Origin of the sequence: Nocardioides sp. LHG3406-4 (genome assembly GCF_049897745.1) — a bacterium.
GTDB lineage: Bacteria > Actinomycetota > Actinomycetes > Propionibacteriales > Nocardioidaceae > Nocardioides.
Genome location: NZ_JAFCWV010000001.1, coordinates 993410 through 1009804 on the forward strand (window position 1 = coordinate 993410; position 16395 = coordinate 1009804).

Consider the following 16395-nt stretch of genomic DNA (forward strand, 5'->3'; position numbering starts at 1 on the left):
TATCAGACGCGGCACGTCCAACCTGTGTCTGCGACACGGGGTTGTTTGTCGGGTTTGGGACCGTAGCTTGTCGAGGGCTGGGCTTGGCCTCGCGCTGCGAGGGGCCCGCGTGGTGGGCAGACACGCCGCCAGTTCACGCTGGAGCCGGCCGCGGCCCTGGCCAAAGATCGACTGGCGGGTCGTGTCGTGACTCACCCACATCTCGGGTCGTCGGCGAAGTCCTCAAGCAGCCGCCGGGCGACCTGCTCGGGGCTGTGTGGCTCGTCGAAACGAGTCTGCACCTCCCGGCGCAACTGCAGGTTCACCGCGAGCTTTGCCGCGCGAGCCCTCCGCCGGCCCGGGCACGTTCATCGATGCGCTGCTGGGCCACATTTGCACGGAATGGCCCCTCACCCCTGCGGCTGCGAGCCCGCTCCCAGCTCACCGTTGCCGGGCTGGGCCATTTTTGGCGGACGGCCTCACGCACACCGAGGTCGCTCGCAAGCCGGGCGATGTCCTCGCGCCCTCCTCATTGACGCCTTCGGGGCCGCCATCGAGGCCACGTTGGCATCAGGGGTTACGGACTCACGTCATGCGTAGCCGGCGTGTCGACCCCCCTACGTTGCGCTCGCCGTTCCGTCCAGACGCGAAATGCCTTGCTGGCCGCGATGCTCACCGCAAGGATGACCACCATGCTGACCACGATCGGCCGGAAGACGAAGTCCCACCCGTAGAGCTTCGTTGACAACAGCAGGTGCCGTTCCAGCAGCGGCGCCAGTACGAAGGCGATAACGAGACTCGCTCTGGAGAAGCCCCACTTCTTGAAAACGAGGCCGACCACACCGAATATGAGCGCCACCGCGATGTCGCCGACCGACTGCTTGGTAGCGAAAGCGCCCCACAGCGAAACCGCCAATACCGTAGGCACGATGTACGCCACGGGGGCGAACGTGAGACCGCGAATCAGTCGAACCAGGCCCAGACTGACTGCCACGGCCATCACGTTGCCGATGACCAGCACCGCCACGATCATCCACAGAAGATCGCTATTGTTCTCGATCATGGTGCGCCCGGGGTTGTATCCCTCCCGGATAAGCAATGCCAAGACCAGCGCCATTGATGTGCTGCCCGGGATTCCGAACGCTAGCGTGGGAATGAGGGCGCCGCCATCGCTCGCGTTGTTGGTTGCATCTGCTGCAACAACCCCTTGCGGGCTGCCCTTCCCGTAATTGTGCCGGTCACTGCCCACTTTGGCAGCAAGTCCGTAGCCAGCAAACTGGGCGGCACCGCCACCGAGACCGGGCAGGAATCCGACTGCTACGCCAATGACGCTGCTCATGAGGCAAACTTTCCAGTTCTCGACAACGTCGCGAGCTCCTCGACGCAGTCCGCCCTGGCGGGACTTCCGGGCTTCAAGAAATTCGTCGGATGCCTTATGGGCGATTGTCCCTCCCCGCCCGGCCAATTCGAGCATCTCGGAGATCGCGTACAGGCCAATCACCATGGGCACCAGCGCTACGCCATCCCACAGGTAAAGAGTGTCAAAAGTGAAACGCAACTCACCGCTGTCCGGCGCTTGGCCGACGAATGCCAGGGCCATCCCGATTGCTGCCGCGATCAGCGCCTTGAGCTGACTACCTTCCTGCACGGTATTGATCATCAATAGGGCGATCACGATGAGGGCAACGAATTCCGCTGGGCCAAAAGACTGCACGGCGAGCATGGCAACAGGTAGAGACACCGCGAGAAGCACCGCCCCGACCACTCCGCCCGCAAGTGACGAGAAGAGGCCAGCAGCGATCGCGCGGTCTGCCTCGCCCCGCTGCGCCATCGGATAGCCGTCGAACATGACAGCTACCCCCGAACCAGATCCGGGGACATTGAACATCACACCGGTAATCGTGTTGGCCGTGCCGCTGACCGCCGTGGCCGTGATGATCATCGCGATTGCGGGCAGCGGGTCGAGGGTTACCGCCAGAGGAAAGAGCATCGCGACCGCGAATGGTCCGCCTAGACCTGGAACGGCCGCGACGATGCTGCCGAACACGGCACCGACGGCGACCCAGAACAGGACGTCGAAGCTCAACGCGTCCATAAGCCCGGGCAGGATTCCTTCAAGCATGCTTGGATTCCTTTCAGAGCACTTGCCCCGCGAACGGGGAAAGTGCCATGAGGTTAACGAAGAAGAAGTGGGAGGCGACGACGAATACCGCGATCCAGAGAAGTGATTTCCACAGTCGAAGCTCCGTCTTCACGATCAAGAAGTAGGCGAGCATGAGCGTGGATGCAATGAGAAGGCCGACTCCGAAGATCAGCACCGTCAACACGACGATCTGCCCGAGCGCCCTAAGCGTTTCGGTCCCGGTGGGAACGTCGGGCGGCCGGTAATCTTCTGGACCATCGTCGATAGGAGAGCCGATTCCGGAAGGCGCCGCTGCAACCGTGGGAGGCGTCGGCTGCAGCGGCGCACGTAGCGCCCGGATGTCGATGACGATTTGCGCGATCGCCAACGCGAGGCCGAAAACCGAGGCGATCAGAGGCAAGGTACGCGCGGTGCCATGCAACTGCGAACTGTGTTGCGCATACACGGCCAGCGCCGCGGCGACCAAGATCGTTACGAGAAGATCACCCAGCGCGTTGACTCGCCGATCGCTTTCCAGCACCTGAACCTCCGATGTTGGCATTACGCCTCCTCATTGTCTGCGATGACTGGCTTAACCCGAGCGGCAACCTTAGTCGGCAACCGAACCCACGAGATCGGTGTAGGCCTCCGGCAGCGAGGTCGAAAGCTGCTGCATCAATTCCGTGAGCTCCTGGCCGGTCAACGGATCGATCTGGAGATTTTCGTCTTCAGCCTCGCCGATGACGCTCTCGTCCGTCACGACTGCCTCGAAGGCGTCCTGCAACTCGGTCAAAGTCTCCTCACTCACGCCAGGCGGCGCCATGATGATGCGGCCAGTCTCAAGGATCGAGATGTGGGTATCGAGGACTGTCTTCTGATCCTCGTCGAGGCTCAACGACTTCGCTTCGAAGATGGTCGGAACGTCGGGAAGCTCTGGTGCGCGCTCGTGGTCGAGCACGGCAATGGCTTTGAAGTCGTTGGCTTCAAGATCCTCGAGCGCGGACGAAAGAGATCCCGTTTGTGCATCGATTTCCCCGCGGACCATGGCAAGGAGCGTCTCCCCGGAATCCTGGTATCCAGAAATGATGTCCGGTTCAAGGCCGAGCGCATAGTAGACGACCAACAGGTCGGTATATGTCTGGGAACCAGTCGAGGCCGCTCCCGACCTGAACCCGCCTTGCTCGATCATTTCGTCGATGGTGTCGAAAGGAGCGTCGGCTCGGGCGTAGAGAACATTGGGCTCGGAAGAAATCCGGCCAAGGTACTTCAGCTCTGAAGGATCGTACTTGGTAACACTCGGCTGGGTGACGGGAAAGGTGATGGTTGCGGTGCCACCGTTGAGCACGAGCTCAGAGCCATCGTCAGCGCCCTTCGCCAGTTCGTTCATCGCGACGAGGGTGCCCGCCCCGGGCTGATTGGCAACGGTGACCTTCGTGCCGAGCTCTTCGCCGAGGTAAGGGGCCATGAATCGGGCGTAGGCGTCCTGGCCGCCACCTGGGTTGACTCCTACAGTTAGCGTGATGTCCGTGCTGCTCAGGTCGTCCCCACCGCTGTTGCCACTTGCAGAGCAGGACGCCGAGAGCATGACGACGGCCACGACCGAAGCGGGGCCAAAGGCCCAGCGCTTGCGTGACGGCTTGATGGACTTAAGCACAGAGTTCTCCTCGATACTTTCGGGTGCCATGGACCTATGGCACCCGCTTGGTGGGCACTTCGGAACCGATCTGTGGCTTCTGTCACAGGGAGCGGCCTACTGCAGCGTTGGCCACGAGGACTTGAGGGTCAAGGGCCCCTAGGGAGTTTGAACTCGGGCGTGCCATTGAACGGAACGTGAACCCCAGACGAGGACTTGTCCCCTTACCTGACGCCTACGACGAGACCTCCCGCTCGACCTCTCCAGAGCGTCCCAGTCACCGGCACAACCCGGTCGCATTCCGACTGGACAGGGCCCACGGTGGTCAATAACACCATCTCTGCTGCAAAGGGGTTCCATGAAGCCCGGTTCACCTCGCACCCCGGTACGCGACGCCGTTGAGCTCGCTGCCGAACGACTCATTGCGGCGGCCCGTTCCCGGACGCCCTGCGACCCGGTCCGCGATCTGATTGGTCCGGTTGATACGGCGGCTGCATACGCCGTGCAGGGGCGCGTCACGGCTTCGCGTTTGGCGGAAGGCGCTCGCGTCATCGGTCGCAAGACCGGCCTGACCTCGCCGTCGGTGCAGCGACAGCTCGGAGTCGACCAGCCCGACTTCGGGACGCTCTTCGACGACATGTGTTACCAAACCGGAGCCACGATCGAAGCCGAGGCGCTGTTGCAGCCGAAGGCCGAAGGTGAGATCGCGTTCGTGCTGGCTCAGGACGTGGTGGACATTGACATCGACGCCAGCTCCATACGCTCCTTTGTCGCGTATGCACTGCCGGCCTTGGAGATTGTGGACAGCCGAATCGCTGGCTGGGACATCCGATTCGCGGACACCGTCGCTGACAACGCATCGAGCGGGGTGTTCGTGCTAGGCCAGACACAGGTAACGCTCGAAGACGTCGATCCTGTCGCCGTGACGATGGCGATGTCCGTCAACGGCGTCCTCGCCTCGTCAGGAGCGGGAGATGCGTGCCTCGGCGATCCGCTGAACGCCCTCGCCTGGCTTGCGCGCACCGCGGTTGCCTACGGCAACCCGCTCCGCTCCGGGCAAATAGTGCTCTCGGGGGCCCTGGGTCCGATGGTCGACATCCGTGCAGGCGACCACATCTCTGTTGACATCTCAGGCCTGGGCGTCGCCGAGGCCACACTCTCGAGGAGCAAGCAGTGACTGATTCCACCAACCCCACCAAGGTCGCAGTCATTGGTTCGGGCAACATTGGCACCGATCTGATGATCAAGGTCATGCGACTTACGGACATCCTAGAGATGGGCGCTCTCGTCGGAATCGACCCCGATTCCGATGGTCTGTCGCGAGCAGCCCGGATGGGGATCCCGACCACCGCGGATGGGGTTGAGGGTCTTATCGCCATGCCCAACTTCGCAGAGATTGGCGTCATCTTCGACGCAACCTCCGCCAAGGCTCACGTGGCGAACGCCAAGGCCCTTGCGCCGTTCGGCAAGCAGCTGGTGGATCTGACGCCTGCGGCGATCGGACCGTACGTGGTGCCCGCGGTCAACCTGGATGTCCACCTCGACGCCTTGAATGTGAACATGGTGACTTGCGGAGGGCAAGCGACGATCCCCATCGTCGCTGCTGTCTCGCGTGTCTGTTCGGTGATGTACGCCGAGATCGTGGCCTCTATCGCGTCCAAGTCCGCGGGACCGGGTACGCGCGCGAATATCGACGAGTTCACGGAGACCACGTCAAGCGCAATCATGCAGGTGGGTGGAGCCGCGCGCGGCAAGGCGATCATCGTTTTGAATCCTGCGGAGCCTCCCCTCATCATGCGAGACACGGTCTACTGCCTGATCGGCGAGGCCAATCATGACTTGATCCGCGAAAGCATTCATCAAATGGTCGCCGATGTAGCCGACTACGTGCCCGGTTATCGGCTCAAGCAGGAAGTGCAGTTCACCCCCGTGGACCAAGGGGATCCGGTGCACACGTTGCTAGCCCGCGGCAGTGATCGATCGGAGGTGCGAGCCAAGGTCAGTGTCTTCCTCGAAGTCGAGGGAGCGGCGCACTATCTTCCGGCTTACGCTGGAAACCTTGACATCATGACGGCCGCCGCCTTGCGGGTTGGCGAACAGTTGGCGATTCGTCAATCTCAGTCTCCGGCCGAGGTCGGCTCGTGAGCGCCCCAAATCTGTTCATTCAAGACGTCACCCTTCGTGACGGGATGCATGCAGTCCGACACCGAATCACGCCTGAGAACGTCGCACGAATCGTTGGCGCTCTCGATGCTGCAGGAGTTGACGGTATCGAGGTCGCACACGGGGACGGGCTGGCAGGAGGCTCGCTGAACTACGGCCCGGGCAGCAACACTGACTGGGAGTGGATCGAGGCTGCGGCCGCGGAAGTCACCCGAGCCCGCCTGACGACGTTGTTGCTGCCAGGCGTGGGCACCATCGGAGAGCTCAGGCACGCCTTCAGCCTCGGCGTCCGCTCTGTCCGTATAGCCACTCACTGCACAGAAGCAGATGTGGCCGCTCAGCACATCGCAACGGCACGTGAACTGGGGATGGACGTCGCGGGCTTTCTCATGATGAGCCATATGGCCGAGGCCAAGGTGCTCGCAGGACAGGCCAAGCTGATGGAGTCCTATGGTGCGCACTGCGTCTATGTCACCGATTCAGGGGGTCGATTGACCATGAGCGGTGTCCGCGAGCGCTTTCGTGCATATCGCGACGTCCTCGACCCAGCAACCGAACTCGGCATTCATGCACATCAGAACCTCTCGCTCGCGGTTGCGAACAGTATGGTGGCAGTCGAAGAGGGAGTAACTCGGGTAGACGCATCGCTCGCAGGACACGGTGCCGGCGCGGGAAACTGCCCGATCGAGCCTTTCATCGCGGTAGCAAATCTCCGAGGCTGGAACCATCGATGCGATCTCTTTGCTCTGATGGATACAGCCGATGACGTGGTGCGTCCATTGCAGGACCGTCCAGTCCAGGTCGACCGGGAGACCTTGACATTGGGTTATGCCGGCGTCTACAGCAGCTTCCTGCGTCACGCCGAAGCCGCTTCGCAGCGGTACGGTATCGACGTTCGGACCTTGCTCATCGAGGTCGGCCGACGCGGGTTGGTCGGGGGTCAGGAAGATCTGATTGTCGACATAGCGCTAGATCTCGCCGAAGCGGACCCCAGTGGATCGGCAGCCGAGCGAGCATAGAGTTTGAGGTCAACTGCCACGGGGACCTCACGAGCCCCCGCCAATGCTCAAGCCAAGGCGCGCGAGCGATCAGCAGAGTAGCAAGACGTCCATGCCGCGCTTGCCAAAGTTGCTTGCCCAATGCCACCGACAGCTTGATGCGCCCGCTCGGCCATCGGGTTCCGCCCATGAGCGGTGCCCGGTCGGCCGGTCGGGCAGCAACCTCGAGGCGACCGCGTCGACCAGCGCACGCGTGATCGAAGGTGAACGCACGCAGGAACCACGGCGATGGAATCCGCGCCGGCGACCATCCACCAATTGGCGAGGCGACCTGGAACCCGGCCTTGCGCCACTGTTGCTCGGCACCGTGAGGCGCTCATAGACCTGAAGCCGGAAACCCGCCGCGTCGGCTAAGACAATCAGGGACCTAGCCGGCCGACAACTCGGAACTCGGATCGTCGAAGACCGCCGAGGTCGCTGGCACGTGTGAGTGAATCTCAGCCACGAACTGTCCCCGGCGTCCGGCCGAGCCGAGCCCTGATGAAGCTTCGATCCTTCGACATGCTAGGACCTTCTCGTTCCGGGGCACGCTCACACCACCGAGTTCATTGGTGCGTCCGAGTTGGACGCGGGCCGAAACGGCGGACCCGTCTCCCTCCGAGGCACAGCGCCTTCTGCAGCGCGGTCCTAGTTTCAAGGGTCGGTGAGCATCCGTCGGCACGCCTCGACGCCGATGCCCCATCTCCGCCATTCCCATGACCTCCGGCGCCCGCGCCGTCTGACCTTCTGCTCATCAGCGGCAGGGCGGTCTGCGTCTCGCACCTGGTCGGTGCCGCGCTTGTCGTCTGTCCCGGCATCGCGGTGCGGGGCTGATGCCTTGCAGCCGCTCAAACTTCTACGTGGGCGGTCTGCAGCTGAACGCGGGTCGTCGTCCCTTGAGGTCGGCGCAGAGGGCGCGGGCTATGCCACGCTTGGCTCCGCTGCGGGGCGGTCCCGCCGCCAGTCGCGACAAGATCAAACCCCCAATCCCCGCGGCATTGTCGAGCTAACCCGCCGCCGAAGCGCGGCCCGCAAGCTCGGACGACCCGCGAAGAGCCGACTTCGGGTGGTCGTGACCCGTCATGTAGTCGAGGCCTCCTCAGGCGTCGCCGAGACCAACGGGGTGTCGCTCCCCACCGCACCCAGCGCGGAGGCGCCCCCGGGAGATCCCAGCGGCTCGTCGCGACCGGGAAGTACCAGCTCGAAGAACGCGGCGTTGTCGCCGCGGTGCACCCTCCGCTCAGGCGCAATCCGCCGATCGGCCGAGATGGCCTCGACGGGACAGACGGGCTCGCAGGCCCCGCAGTCGATGCACTCCTCAGGCTGTATGTAGAGCTTCCGCGCACCCTCGTAGATGCAATCGACCGGGCATTCGTCGACGCACGAGCGGTCCGTCACGTCGATGCATGGTTCCGCAATTACAAAGGCCAACACCGTCTCCTCATCGTTGATAGCTTGCCGTCAGTTGTCGGTCGAGTGCCCTGGAAAGATCGGCTGCTCGGGATCGATCAACGCCGCGGCGTGGTTCACCGCTGTCGCGATCTCACCGAACCCCACCGAGATCAGGCGCACCTTGCCCCGGTAGTCGTTCACGTCGCCGGCGGCAAAGACCCGGGGAAGGTTCGTCGCCATCGTGCTGTCCACGGTGATGTGACGTCCCGAGAGATCGAACCCCCAGGTCAGGAGCGGGCCCAGATTGGCCGTGAACCCGAGAGCCGCCACCACACTCTGTGCATCGAGCGACCTGACGACCTGCGTGGGGACGTGCTTCACGTCGACGCCGTCGATGGCCAGCGGACCGCGCTCGACATCGCCGCGGATCGCCACTACCTCGCAGTCGGTGAGGATCTCGACGCCGGCCTCGGTCACGGCTCGGACCGTGGACGGGTGGGCCCGGAATGCCTTGCGACGGTGGACCAGCGTGATGCGTCTCGCCACCGGCTGCAACGCGAGAGCCCAGTCGAACGCACTGTCACCACCACCGACGATGACCACGTCCTGGCCCGCCAGTGAGTCGAACTCACGCACGAAGTGACTCAGCCCGCGACCCAGGAACTCCATCCCGGTCGGCAGGGTCCGTGGCGTGAAGGTGCCGATGCCACCCGCGACGATCATGGCTCGAGCGCGAATCGACCGTCCAGCGCTGGTGAGGACCCGGAGCGAGCCGCCGTCGTGCTCCAGAGTGACCGCCTCCTCGCCCAGGATGTAGGACGGTTTGAACAGGTCCGCTTGCTGCTGGAGATTGGCGACGAGGTCCCGGCCCCGGATGCCGGGGAACCCTGCCACGTCGTAGATCATCTTCTCCGGGTACATCGTCGAGATCTGACCGCCGACCTCGGGCAGGCCGTCGATGACGGCCACCGAGAGGTCCCGGAATCCCGCGTAGTACGCCCCGTACAGGCCGACGGGACCTGCGCCCACGATCAAGAGGTCGATGTCGAGCTCACGCTGGTCGTCGACGACGGGCATCAACGGGCACCCCTGCCGGGTCCTCCGGTGGCGAGGAACTTCGAGGAGTGCTCGAGCAGGAAGCTCTCCAGCTGGCTCTCGAAGAGACTCCTCCGGTCGATCTGGACCCAGTGTCCACAGCGACTCGCGACGACCGCGACCACATCGGGAATAGACCCGGCGAGCTCGTAGGCGCACTCGACCGGAATGACCCGGTCCTCGCGCCCATGAAAGATCAGCGTGGGGGCAGCGAGCGACTGCAGCTCGCTCGTCGTCACGGGCAGCAGGTTGGCGACCCCCGACTCGAACATCCGGCGGTAGCTCTCCTGCGCGCCGGGGACGATGCTCGCCTCGTAGCGGGTCCTGACCAGGTCCTCACTGAGCGACGCGGGGTCATAGGTGAACAGGCTCAGGACGTCGCGCATGTCGTCCTGCGACGGCTCGTAGGCGCGGACCCGGCGCAGGTTAGCGAAGCCGGCCTCGGATTCCGGGCCGCGGACGCCCATGAGCGTCAGTGACGAGACCATGTCGGGGAAGCGGACCGCCGCCGTCAGCGCGATCCGGCCGCCCATGGAGTTGCCCACCAGATGCGCGGTCGGGATCTCGAGCTCGGCGAGAAGATCCCTGACCGCCCTCGCCCAGCCCTCGGCTCCGTAGGGGAAGTCGTCCGGTTTGTCGCTCTGGCCGAAGCCGATCACGTCGGGTGCCAGCACGCGGAATCCGCGGTCGACGAGAGAAGGGACGGTCGCCGACCAGTTCGCCATCGCCGACACCCCCGGACCCGAACCGTGAAGAAGCACGACAACAGGCCCGGAACCTTTGTCCTCGAAGCTCGTCGTGACACCCCCGATTGTGGCTGTCCTCATCACGTTTCCCTCTCTCTTGGTACGGTCCTGCACCGATGCTGCTTCGCGCGCCAGCGTCGCCGTGGGACGAAGCCCTGGCAACGCGAACGTTCCGCCGGATGGGACCCGGCCTCAGTGGAGCCGCGGATCTCCGGCCGGCTCCTGCATGGTCACGAGCGCGGCGAAGACGACAGTCACGTGGGCGTGACAGCTGCCGCACCACAGGTCGATGTGCCGGTCGCCGGCCACCCAGTACTCCTGAGCGATCCCGAAGCGCCCGCCGACCTCATGGCCGCAGCAGGGGCACTTTCGCACCCGCTGCACCCAGAACTCGCGGTCTTCCTCTGCGCTGGGACTCGATCTCATCGGACGCACCCCTATTGGCCATCCCGTACGGCATCTGCCTGGCGACGCTCGTACTCCTCGAACTGCTCGAAGAGATCGGTGATCTTGGGCGTGAACGGGCTGTACCGGTGGGTCCCCGTGGCGATGAGGTCCTTCCAGTACTTGGTGCCTCCGCCGAGCTTCTTCTTCTCCGTCGGCAACGAGATGATCTCGTTCTTGGCGGGATCACGGATGACTCCGATCGGGTCGAGGCCCTGCTCGACCTTCTCCAGCTCACGCTCGAACATGCGCCGCAGCATGATGATCCCGCGGTCGGACTGACCGAGATGCTCCAGCGACCGGTCGTAGATCGCCCCCTGGGTCGCCCAGGCCATGATGTCCTGGCCGTCTACGAAGCTCACATCGAAGTCCCCGTCGGGCTTTTGCCAAGGAACCTCCATGACCGGGATCTCGTCCTGTGCCGGCATCACGAAGCCCTCGGGACCCTTGTACGCGGTGTACCAGTAGTGCCGAGTCGTGTGGTCATCCACCGGGACTCGGATCTGGAACATGTGCTGCCACGCGAACCCGCGCCGCAGCATGTGGGGGAAGACGAGAGGGTGACCGATCTTCCAGTCGTCATCCTCCTCCGATGCGCCCTCGAGCATGCGACGCTTGATGATCCCGAACTCGAACTCGTCGAACCCGACCTTCTGGTGTGGTTTCACGTAGACGGTGGCGTCGCGCTTGACACCCGTCTCCAGCTCGTCGACGAAGGCGCCGTAGTGACCGTGCAACCATTCGGCGTGGTGCGGATCGACCGAGTTCTCCATGGGGTTCATCCAGCTGAACGGGAGGTCCGCCCACCAGATCTCGCGCCAGACGTCTTCCCAGACGTACAAGTCGAAGCGCGGTAGGAGGGGAGCCGGGTCCGGGCCGAGGTAGACGTGGATCATGCCCCCGAGCTCCTGGGCCGGGTAGGCCGTGGCCCGGATCCGGTCCTTGAAGGTGCTCGATGCAGGTTCGGCCGGCTGCTCCAGGCAGGTCCCTTCGGGATCGAAGACCCATCCGTGATAGCCACAGCGCAGCCCGTCCTCCTCGGGAATCCCGTACGCCATCGACGCACGTCGGTGAGGGCACGACTCCTGCATGACGCCCACCCGGCCACTCCGCGTCCGGTACACGACCAGGTCCTCGCCCAGGAGTCGACGCCGCAGCGGCTTGATCCCCAGCTCGGAGCTGATCGCGATGGGGTACCAGTAGCGACGCAGAAGTTCGCCCATGGGCGTCCCGGGACCGACGCGAACCAGTCTCTCGTTCATCTCAGGGGAAAGCACTGGCAATCACCTCCACTCTCTCATCGAATTCGTTGACTGGTGCGACGTGGCACGGCCCGCGCCGTGCCCCTCGTCGCGGGCGGCGGCTGCCATCTCAAGGCAGACGCGCAAGTTCTCGGCACCCCAGGTGCCGTCGTGAAGGGGCTCGGTCCCCTCTCGGGCCGCGATCAGCTCGTCGAGCAGCGCCGTCCGTCCAGACGAGAGGAGTCGGGGATCCTCGACGTGCGCGCGCCGGTCGTGGCGAACCGTGCGCACCAGGCCGCTCGTGGAGTCGTAACTGACCTGGCCGCGCTCGTACACTGCCAGCACAGCTCGCTGCATGACCCACGCCGGCGGCGACCCACCGCCTGCGGTGGGCCCGGCCGACTCGTCGGTGGCCTGCGCCAATTGGGTCGCGTTGAGGTGGCCCTTGCGGCTCGCTGCCTCCTCGCCAGAGAGCGGCGACAGGCTCTGGCCGTCCCCCACGTTGGGCCCGTAGCCGTCGTAGGCCAGCGTCACCAGAGCGCCTCCTGCCCGCATCGAGGCCACGAACGAGCCATGGCAGGCGGCGCCGTCCATCGCGAACCCGGATGCGGTCACGTCGGTGACGGGTCCCCCGCCGGCCAGATAGCGCGCGGTGTCCACGAGATGGGCTCCCTGACGCAGGATCGGTCCTCCCCCCAGTGACTCATCGAGCTCCTCCGGGGTGCGGGGACGCGTCATCCAGTCGGTCTGCTCGCTCAACACGAGGCGCCGCAAACCACCCAGGTCGTGACGCTGACGCGATTCGGCGATGCACCTCACGAAGGGCTCGAAGCTCTGAGAGTGACCGACCACGAGCACGCGCCCGGTACGACGGGCATGCTCCCGGAGCTGAACGGCGGACTCATAGTCCGTGCTCATCGGCTTCTCCACGATCACGTCCTTGTCGTGGTCGAGCGCCGCCAGCGCCTGCGGAAGGTGCAGGGGGGTCGGGGAACCGATGAAGATCGCCTGAACGCGTGCAGACGTGCACAACTCCTCGAAGTCCCTGGTGAGGATCGGCACTCGCCCTCGCAGCACGTCCAGGATCGCGGGATCGACGTCCATGACGGCGACCAGCTCGACCTCGGGATGACGGAGAACGGCCTTGTAGAGGTGTAGGCCTGCGGCACCCAGGCCGGCGATGGCCAATGCGGTCGTCACCGTGCCCCGCTCGATGGCGCCGTCACGGTCAGGTCGAGATACAGGTCATCGGTCGTCACGTCGTTGTTCCAGAGCAGTCCCTGGTCCCGCGCATACTCGATGAACTTCTCCGTCGTGGGCCTGAGCTCCTCGACCCCGTACGGCCAGAGGTCACCGCCCATCGCAGCCTCCTGCTCGTCGACGGCGGTCAGCAGCCAGGGGAGCATCACGCCCAGCACGCCGGTGTTCCGCAAGATGCGCAGGCTCTTCTCCTTCGCATCCAGGCAAGCCCCGTAGAGCGCGTTCGCCATCCCGGGGTCTCGCTCGACGGCCTCGCGCCTGAGGACGAGGAGGTGCATGATCGGGAAGATCCCCGTGCGGGTGAAGTACTCCCGCTCAACCGCGCCGTAGTCAGGGAACAGGCGCTCGACCCCGGACGGCAGCTGGGGTGGGAGCATCCCGATGAAGGCGTCCAGCCGGCCGTCCGCGAGCATTCCGACCAGGTCGGTGGACTCCGCCCGAGCGATGTCGACATCGGGTGGGTAGCGCACGGCCTCACCCGCCAGGGCCACCGGATCTCGCCCCGCCCGCCACCGGATCTCGTGCGGAAGCACCCCGTGCTCGTCGGCCAAGATGCCCCGCAGCCAGACGATCATCGTCGTGCCGTACTCGGGGATCCCGATCGTCTTACCACGCAGGTCGGCTGCCGACTCGATGCCTGCTCCGCGGCGAACCAGGATGTTCCCGTGACGGAAGAAGCGGGAGACGGGAACTGGCAGGGCCACGAACCTGTCCCGTAGGTCCGGATGAGACATCATCGTCGTGTAGAACGACAGCGACAACTCGCCCCCGTCGCCGCGATCCGAGTGCGTCAACTCATGGAACACCTCGTGCGGCGTCGCGAAGTGGGTGATGTCCACATCGAGTCGATTGCGCTCGGCGACCTCCGGGTCCTGAAGCAGCCGGGTGCGGTCGTAGTCGCCGCCGAAGAGTAGTGAAATCTCTCGCCTGGTCATGATCGGTCCTTCGTCTCGAGCACCCGTTGGCCCACTGGTCTCTCAGGCATCGGCCAGCGGTCCGTCCATCTGATCGGTCACCGCGCCGTCCTCAGTCGCCAGCCAGACGTTGCCCGACTCCGGACGCTTGGGCAGAACCCGAGCCTGGTGCGTCTGGGAGTCCGCGATGGTCATGTGGTCCCAGCACGCCTCCAAGACGAGGTCGCTCGTCGTGTCGGTGACGTAGTAGCTGATGGAGCCAGAGGGGGCGTGCCGCTTGACGTCGGCGCGGGAGTCGACCTGGTCGACCATCGAGCGTGCCCTGATCCGCATGACGTCGTCCAAGGACTCGGTGAGGAAGCAGAGGTGGTCGACCTGCGAAGGTCCCGGAGCCTGCATCATCGCGAAGGAGTGATGGAAGCCGTTAGCCAGGTGCATGAAGACCGCGCTCTGCTCGACCCAGTCCGAAGCACGGAACCCCAGGACGCGACTGTAGAAGTCATAGCTGCGCTTGATGTCGGGAACGGTCACGAACGCGTGCAGCATGGTGCGGACCTGCACCAGCCGCGGGGGGACCGGGACCGGCATCTGCGTCATGGCGATGTACAGCTCGATCGGGTTGTCGTCCGGGTCACGGAACCGCACATAGTCGCCCACGTGGTGCTCTCGATCGGTGCCGGTCTCGATCTCGACACCGGCGTCCGACAACCGCTTCGCGGCCACCTCGAGGTCGTGGGGGCTCGCCATCTCGAACGCGAGTCGGCGCAGCCGCTTCGTAGTGCCACGCTCGAGCTGGACCCAGTGATGGTCGGTGCCACCTCGCACGACCTTGCCTCCACCCGCCGAGTCCTCCACCTTCAGGTGGAAGTAGCGGTCGAGGAGACGAGCCGTCTCCGCCGGGTCGGGTACCTCGAGGATCACGTAGCCGAACCGGAACGGCCTCGCATCGCTTCCTACGGTGTGGCTCATGCTCGTCCTTTCGCTTGCGGCTGGTCAGTTGAGGCTTCCGCCGACGATCTCGACGCCATCGGCTGGCATCCACAGGTCACTCAGGTCAGTCAGGGTGGTGTCGGCCGGGACGAGGCCGGAGAGGGTCGCGGCGTCGAGGGCGGCCTGGATACCGGGAACGTTCAGGTCCAGACTGTCTTCGTCGTTGCCGATGCTGCGCTTCAGCACGTCTACGGCGACGTCCGGCTCGAGCTTGGCCGACTCCGCGAAAGCGGTGCCGACGCCCTCGATGTCAGCGCGGGCTGCCTCTCGTGTCGTGCGGAGGCAGTCCACGACGTCCTCCACCAGCTCGGGGTCCTCCTCCGCGAGATCCTTGCGGGTAGCCAGGACCGTGAGCTGGAACTCCGGGATGAAGTCGTCGGTCCGGAACAGGACCCGCACATCGCCAGTCTGCTCGAACAGCGTTACTGAGGGCTCCGTGGCCCAGACCGCGTCGACCGTGCCCGAGGCGAGAGCCGCGAGACCCGCGCCCACCTCGGCGATCACGACCCGCTCGACGTCGTCAGGGTCCACGTCGTTGGCCCGCAGGACGCTCTGCAGCGAGGCGTCCGTGTTGCTGTTGATTGCCGAGACACTGGCCTTCTTCCCTGCCAGATCCTCGACCGACTGCAGCGGCGAGTCCTTCGGCACCAGCCAGGCCATGCCGTTCGTCCCCACGCTGTCGCCCGCAACGACCACGATGTTGGCGCCCTTCTGAAAGCCTGGGATCACGGCACTCAGCGAGGGCATGATGAAGTCGATCGCCCCGCTCTCGAGCGCCTGCACCGAATTCCCCCCGCCGCCCGCGGCCTTGAGCTCGACGTCCAGGCCGCACGTGTCGAAGGTGCCGCTCTCGGCACCCACGACCAGCGCCGCGTTGGTGATCGACTCGAACCGGGACGGACCGAGTACGACGCCGTCCTCGGTGTCCGAGCCCGATCCGCCGGCGCCACCGCACGCGCCGAGTGCGCTCACGCACAACGCTGCCACGGCCACCGCGGCTCCCCGCCGTTGGGAGCCGAGCAGACTCGTTGTTCGCTTCATCTGAGCCTCTCCGATGGGTTATCGACTTGCGGGCTTCGAGTCCGCCCGTACTCACAAGACCTCACGCCGATCCAGCCGGCCGTCACACGTCTGCACTGCAAGCGACCGCTGGGGCTGCGTTCATTGGGTCAGTGCGGGAGTCCACTGTCCAGTCCATCGGTCCGCACAGCGGGACGCTACGAGCCTTCTCAGGTGCACACTGCGGTCAGCATATGCGGACCAGCGTCCCGACTAGCGGCACGACCACGTACCAATTTGAGCCAACTTGTCTTGACGCACCCCGGGGTTCCTCCTACTTTGAAGCCGCGAAGAGTTCCACCACACGCCGTCCCAACTCC

General features: G+C 64.8%; 15 protein-coding genes. 3 read left to right on the forward strand and 12 right to left on the reverse strand.

Translation table 11 applies throughout. The annotated features are described in order from the left end of the window. Positions 1-556: 556 nt before the first annotated feature. From ACP7BP_RS04850 to ACP7BP_RS04860, 3 genes are read right to left on the reverse strand one after another with little or no spacing between them, the layout of a single operon-like run. Positions 557-2101, reverse strand: a complete 1545-nt coding sequence (locus ACP7BP_RS04850) for a tripartite tricarboxylate transporter permease (RefSeq protein WP_426243001.1) — start codon at positions 2099-2101, stop codon at positions 557-559. A gap of 13 nt (positions 2102-2114) precedes the next feature. Then, entirely contained in the window at positions 2115-2663 is a 549-nt protein-coding gene (locus ACP7BP_RS04855; protein WP_426243003.1) for a tripartite tricarboxylate transporter TctB family protein, read from the reverse strand. Positions 2664-2711: 48 nt separating this feature from the next. After that, positions 2712-3755: a Bug family tripartite tricarboxylate transporter substrate binding protein gene (locus ACP7BP_RS04860; RefSeq protein ID WP_426243005.1), complete on the reverse strand. Its 1044-nt coding sequence runs from the start codon at positions 3753-3755 to the stop codon at positions 2712-2714. A 337-nt stretch (positions 3756-4092) separates the two neighbouring features. Between ACP7BP_RS04860 and ACP7BP_RS04865 the strand changes: the two genes are divergently transcribed. Genes ACP7BP_RS04865 through dmpG form a run of 3 tightly spaced genes read left to right on the forward strand, consistent with a single transcriptional unit; the run spans position 4093 to position 6916 of the window. Continuing rightward, positions 4093-4911, forward strand: coding sequence for a 2-keto-4-pentenoate hydratase (locus tag ACP7BP_RS04865; protein ID WP_426243007.1), 819 nt, complete (start codon positions 4093-4095; stop codon positions 4909-4911). Next, on the forward strand, positions 4908-5879 hold the full coding sequence (locus ACP7BP_RS04870) for an acetaldehyde dehydrogenase (acetylating) (RefSeq protein WP_426243009.1): 972 nt from the start codon (positions 4908-4910) through the stop codon (positions 5877-5879). Before ACP7BP_RS04865 ends, ACP7BP_RS04870 begins: the two co-directional genes overlap by 4 nt. After that, complete coding sequence (gene dmpG, locus ACP7BP_RS04875; RefSeq protein ID WP_426243011.1) at positions 5876-6916, forward strand: 4-hydroxy-2-oxovalerate aldolase; 1041 nt, start codon at positions 5876-5878, stop codon at positions 6914-6916. The genes ACP7BP_RS04870 and dmpG overlap by 4 nt, the downstream gene beginning before the upstream one ends. A gap of 1098 nt (positions 6917-8014) precedes the next feature. On the opposite strand, the gene fdxA is transcribed toward dmpG, so the two are convergent. The 9 genes from fdxA to ACP7BP_RS04920 all read right to left on the reverse strand — a co-directional run bounded on the left by fdxA (position 8015) and on the right by ACP7BP_RS04920 (position 15988). After that, positions 8015-8365: a ferredoxin gene (gene fdxA, locus ACP7BP_RS04880; RefSeq protein WP_426243013.1), complete on the reverse strand. Its 351-nt coding sequence runs from the start codon at positions 8363-8365 to the stop codon at positions 8015-8017. Positions 8366-8395: 30 nt separating this feature from the next. Further along, entirely contained in the window at positions 8396-9403 is a 1008-nt protein-coding gene (locus ACP7BP_RS04885; protein ID WP_426243015.1) for an NAD(P)/FAD-dependent oxidoreductase, read from the reverse strand. Further along, positions 9403-10248 (reverse strand): alpha/beta fold hydrolase, encoded by an 846-nt coding sequence (locus ACP7BP_RS04890; protein ID WP_426243016.1) that lies wholly within the window; start codon positions 10246-10248, stop codon positions 9403-9405. Before ACP7BP_RS04890 ends, ACP7BP_RS04885 begins: the two co-directional genes overlap by 1 nt. A gap of 111 nt (positions 10249-10359) precedes the next feature. Beyond that, positions 10360-10593 carry a hypothetical protein gene (locus ACP7BP_RS04895; RefSeq protein WP_426243018.1) on the reverse strand — a complete coding sequence of 78 codons (234 nt, stop codon included), beginning with the start codon at positions 10591-10593 and terminating at the stop codon, positions 10360-10362. 11 nt (positions 10594-10604) lie between these two features. After that, the gene (locus ACP7BP_RS04900; protein WP_426243020.1) at positions 10605-11834 is read right to left on the reverse strand and encodes a Rieske 2Fe-2S domain-containing protein; all 1230 of its coding nucleotides are present in this window, start codon (positions 11832-11834) and stop codon (positions 10605-10607) included. Between the two features lie 60 nt (positions 11835-11894). Further along, positions 11895-13052 (reverse strand): Gfo/Idh/MocA family protein, encoded by a 1158-nt coding sequence (locus ACP7BP_RS04905; RefSeq protein WP_426243022.1) that lies wholly within the window; start codon positions 13050-13052, stop codon positions 11895-11897. After that, on the reverse strand, positions 13049-14047 hold the full coding sequence (locus ACP7BP_RS04910; RefSeq protein WP_426243024.1) for a hypothetical protein: 999 nt from the start codon (positions 14045-14047) through the stop codon (positions 13049-13051). The genes ACP7BP_RS04905 and ACP7BP_RS04910 overlap by 4 nt, the downstream gene beginning before the upstream one ends. Positions 14048-14089: 42 nt before the next feature. Then, complete coding sequence (locus ACP7BP_RS04915; RefSeq protein WP_426243026.1) at positions 14090-14995, reverse strand: VOC family protein; 906 nt, start codon at positions 14993-14995, stop codon at positions 14090-14092. Between the two features lie 24 nt (positions 14996-15019). Next, positions 15020-15988 (reverse strand): ABC transporter substrate-binding protein, encoded by a 969-nt coding sequence (locus ACP7BP_RS04920; protein ID WP_426243028.1) that lies wholly within the window; start codon positions 15986-15988, stop codon positions 15020-15022. Positions 15989-16395 lie beyond the last annotated feature (407 nt).

Bases quoted from the DNA above. Each gene is read 5' to 3' on its own strand.
- ACP7BP_RS04865 (WP_426243007.1), top strand. From the start codon at position 4,093: ATGAAGCCCGGTTCACCTCGCACCCCGGTACGCGACGCCGTTGAGCTC.
- ACP7BP_RS04855 (WP_426243003.1), bottom strand. From the start codon at position 2,663: ATGCCAACATCGGAGGTTCAGGTGCTGGAAAGCGATCGGCGAGTCAAC.
- ACP7BP_RS04895 (WP_426243018.1), bottom strand. From the start codon at position 10,593: ATGAGATCGAGTCCCAGCGCAGAGGAAGACCGCGAGTTCTGGGTGCAG.
- ACP7BP_RS04900 (WP_426243020.1), bottom strand. From the start codon at position 11,834: ATGGGCGAACTTCTGCGTCGCTACTGGTACCCCATCGCGATCAGCTCC.
- ACP7BP_RS04910 (WP_426243024.1), bottom strand. From the start codon at position 14,047: ATGACCAGGCGAGAGATTTCACTACTCTTCGGCGGCGACTACGACCGC.
- ACP7BP_RS04915 (WP_426243026.1), bottom strand. From the start codon at position 14,995: ATGAGCCACACCGTAGGAAGCGATGCGAGGCCGTTCCGGTTCGGCTAC.
- ACP7BP_RS04885 (WP_426243015.1), bottom strand. From the start codon at position 9,403: ATGCCCGTCGTCGACGACCAGCGTGAGCTCGACATCGACCTCTTGATC.
- ACP7BP_RS04850 (WP_426243001.1), bottom strand. From the start codon at position 2,101: ATGCTTGAAGGAATCCTGCCCGGGCTTATGGACGCGTTGAGCTTCGAC.
- ACP7BP_RS04890 (WP_426243016.1), bottom strand. From the start codon at position 10,248: ATGAGGACAGCCACAATCGGGGGTGTCACGACGAGCTTCGAGGACAAA.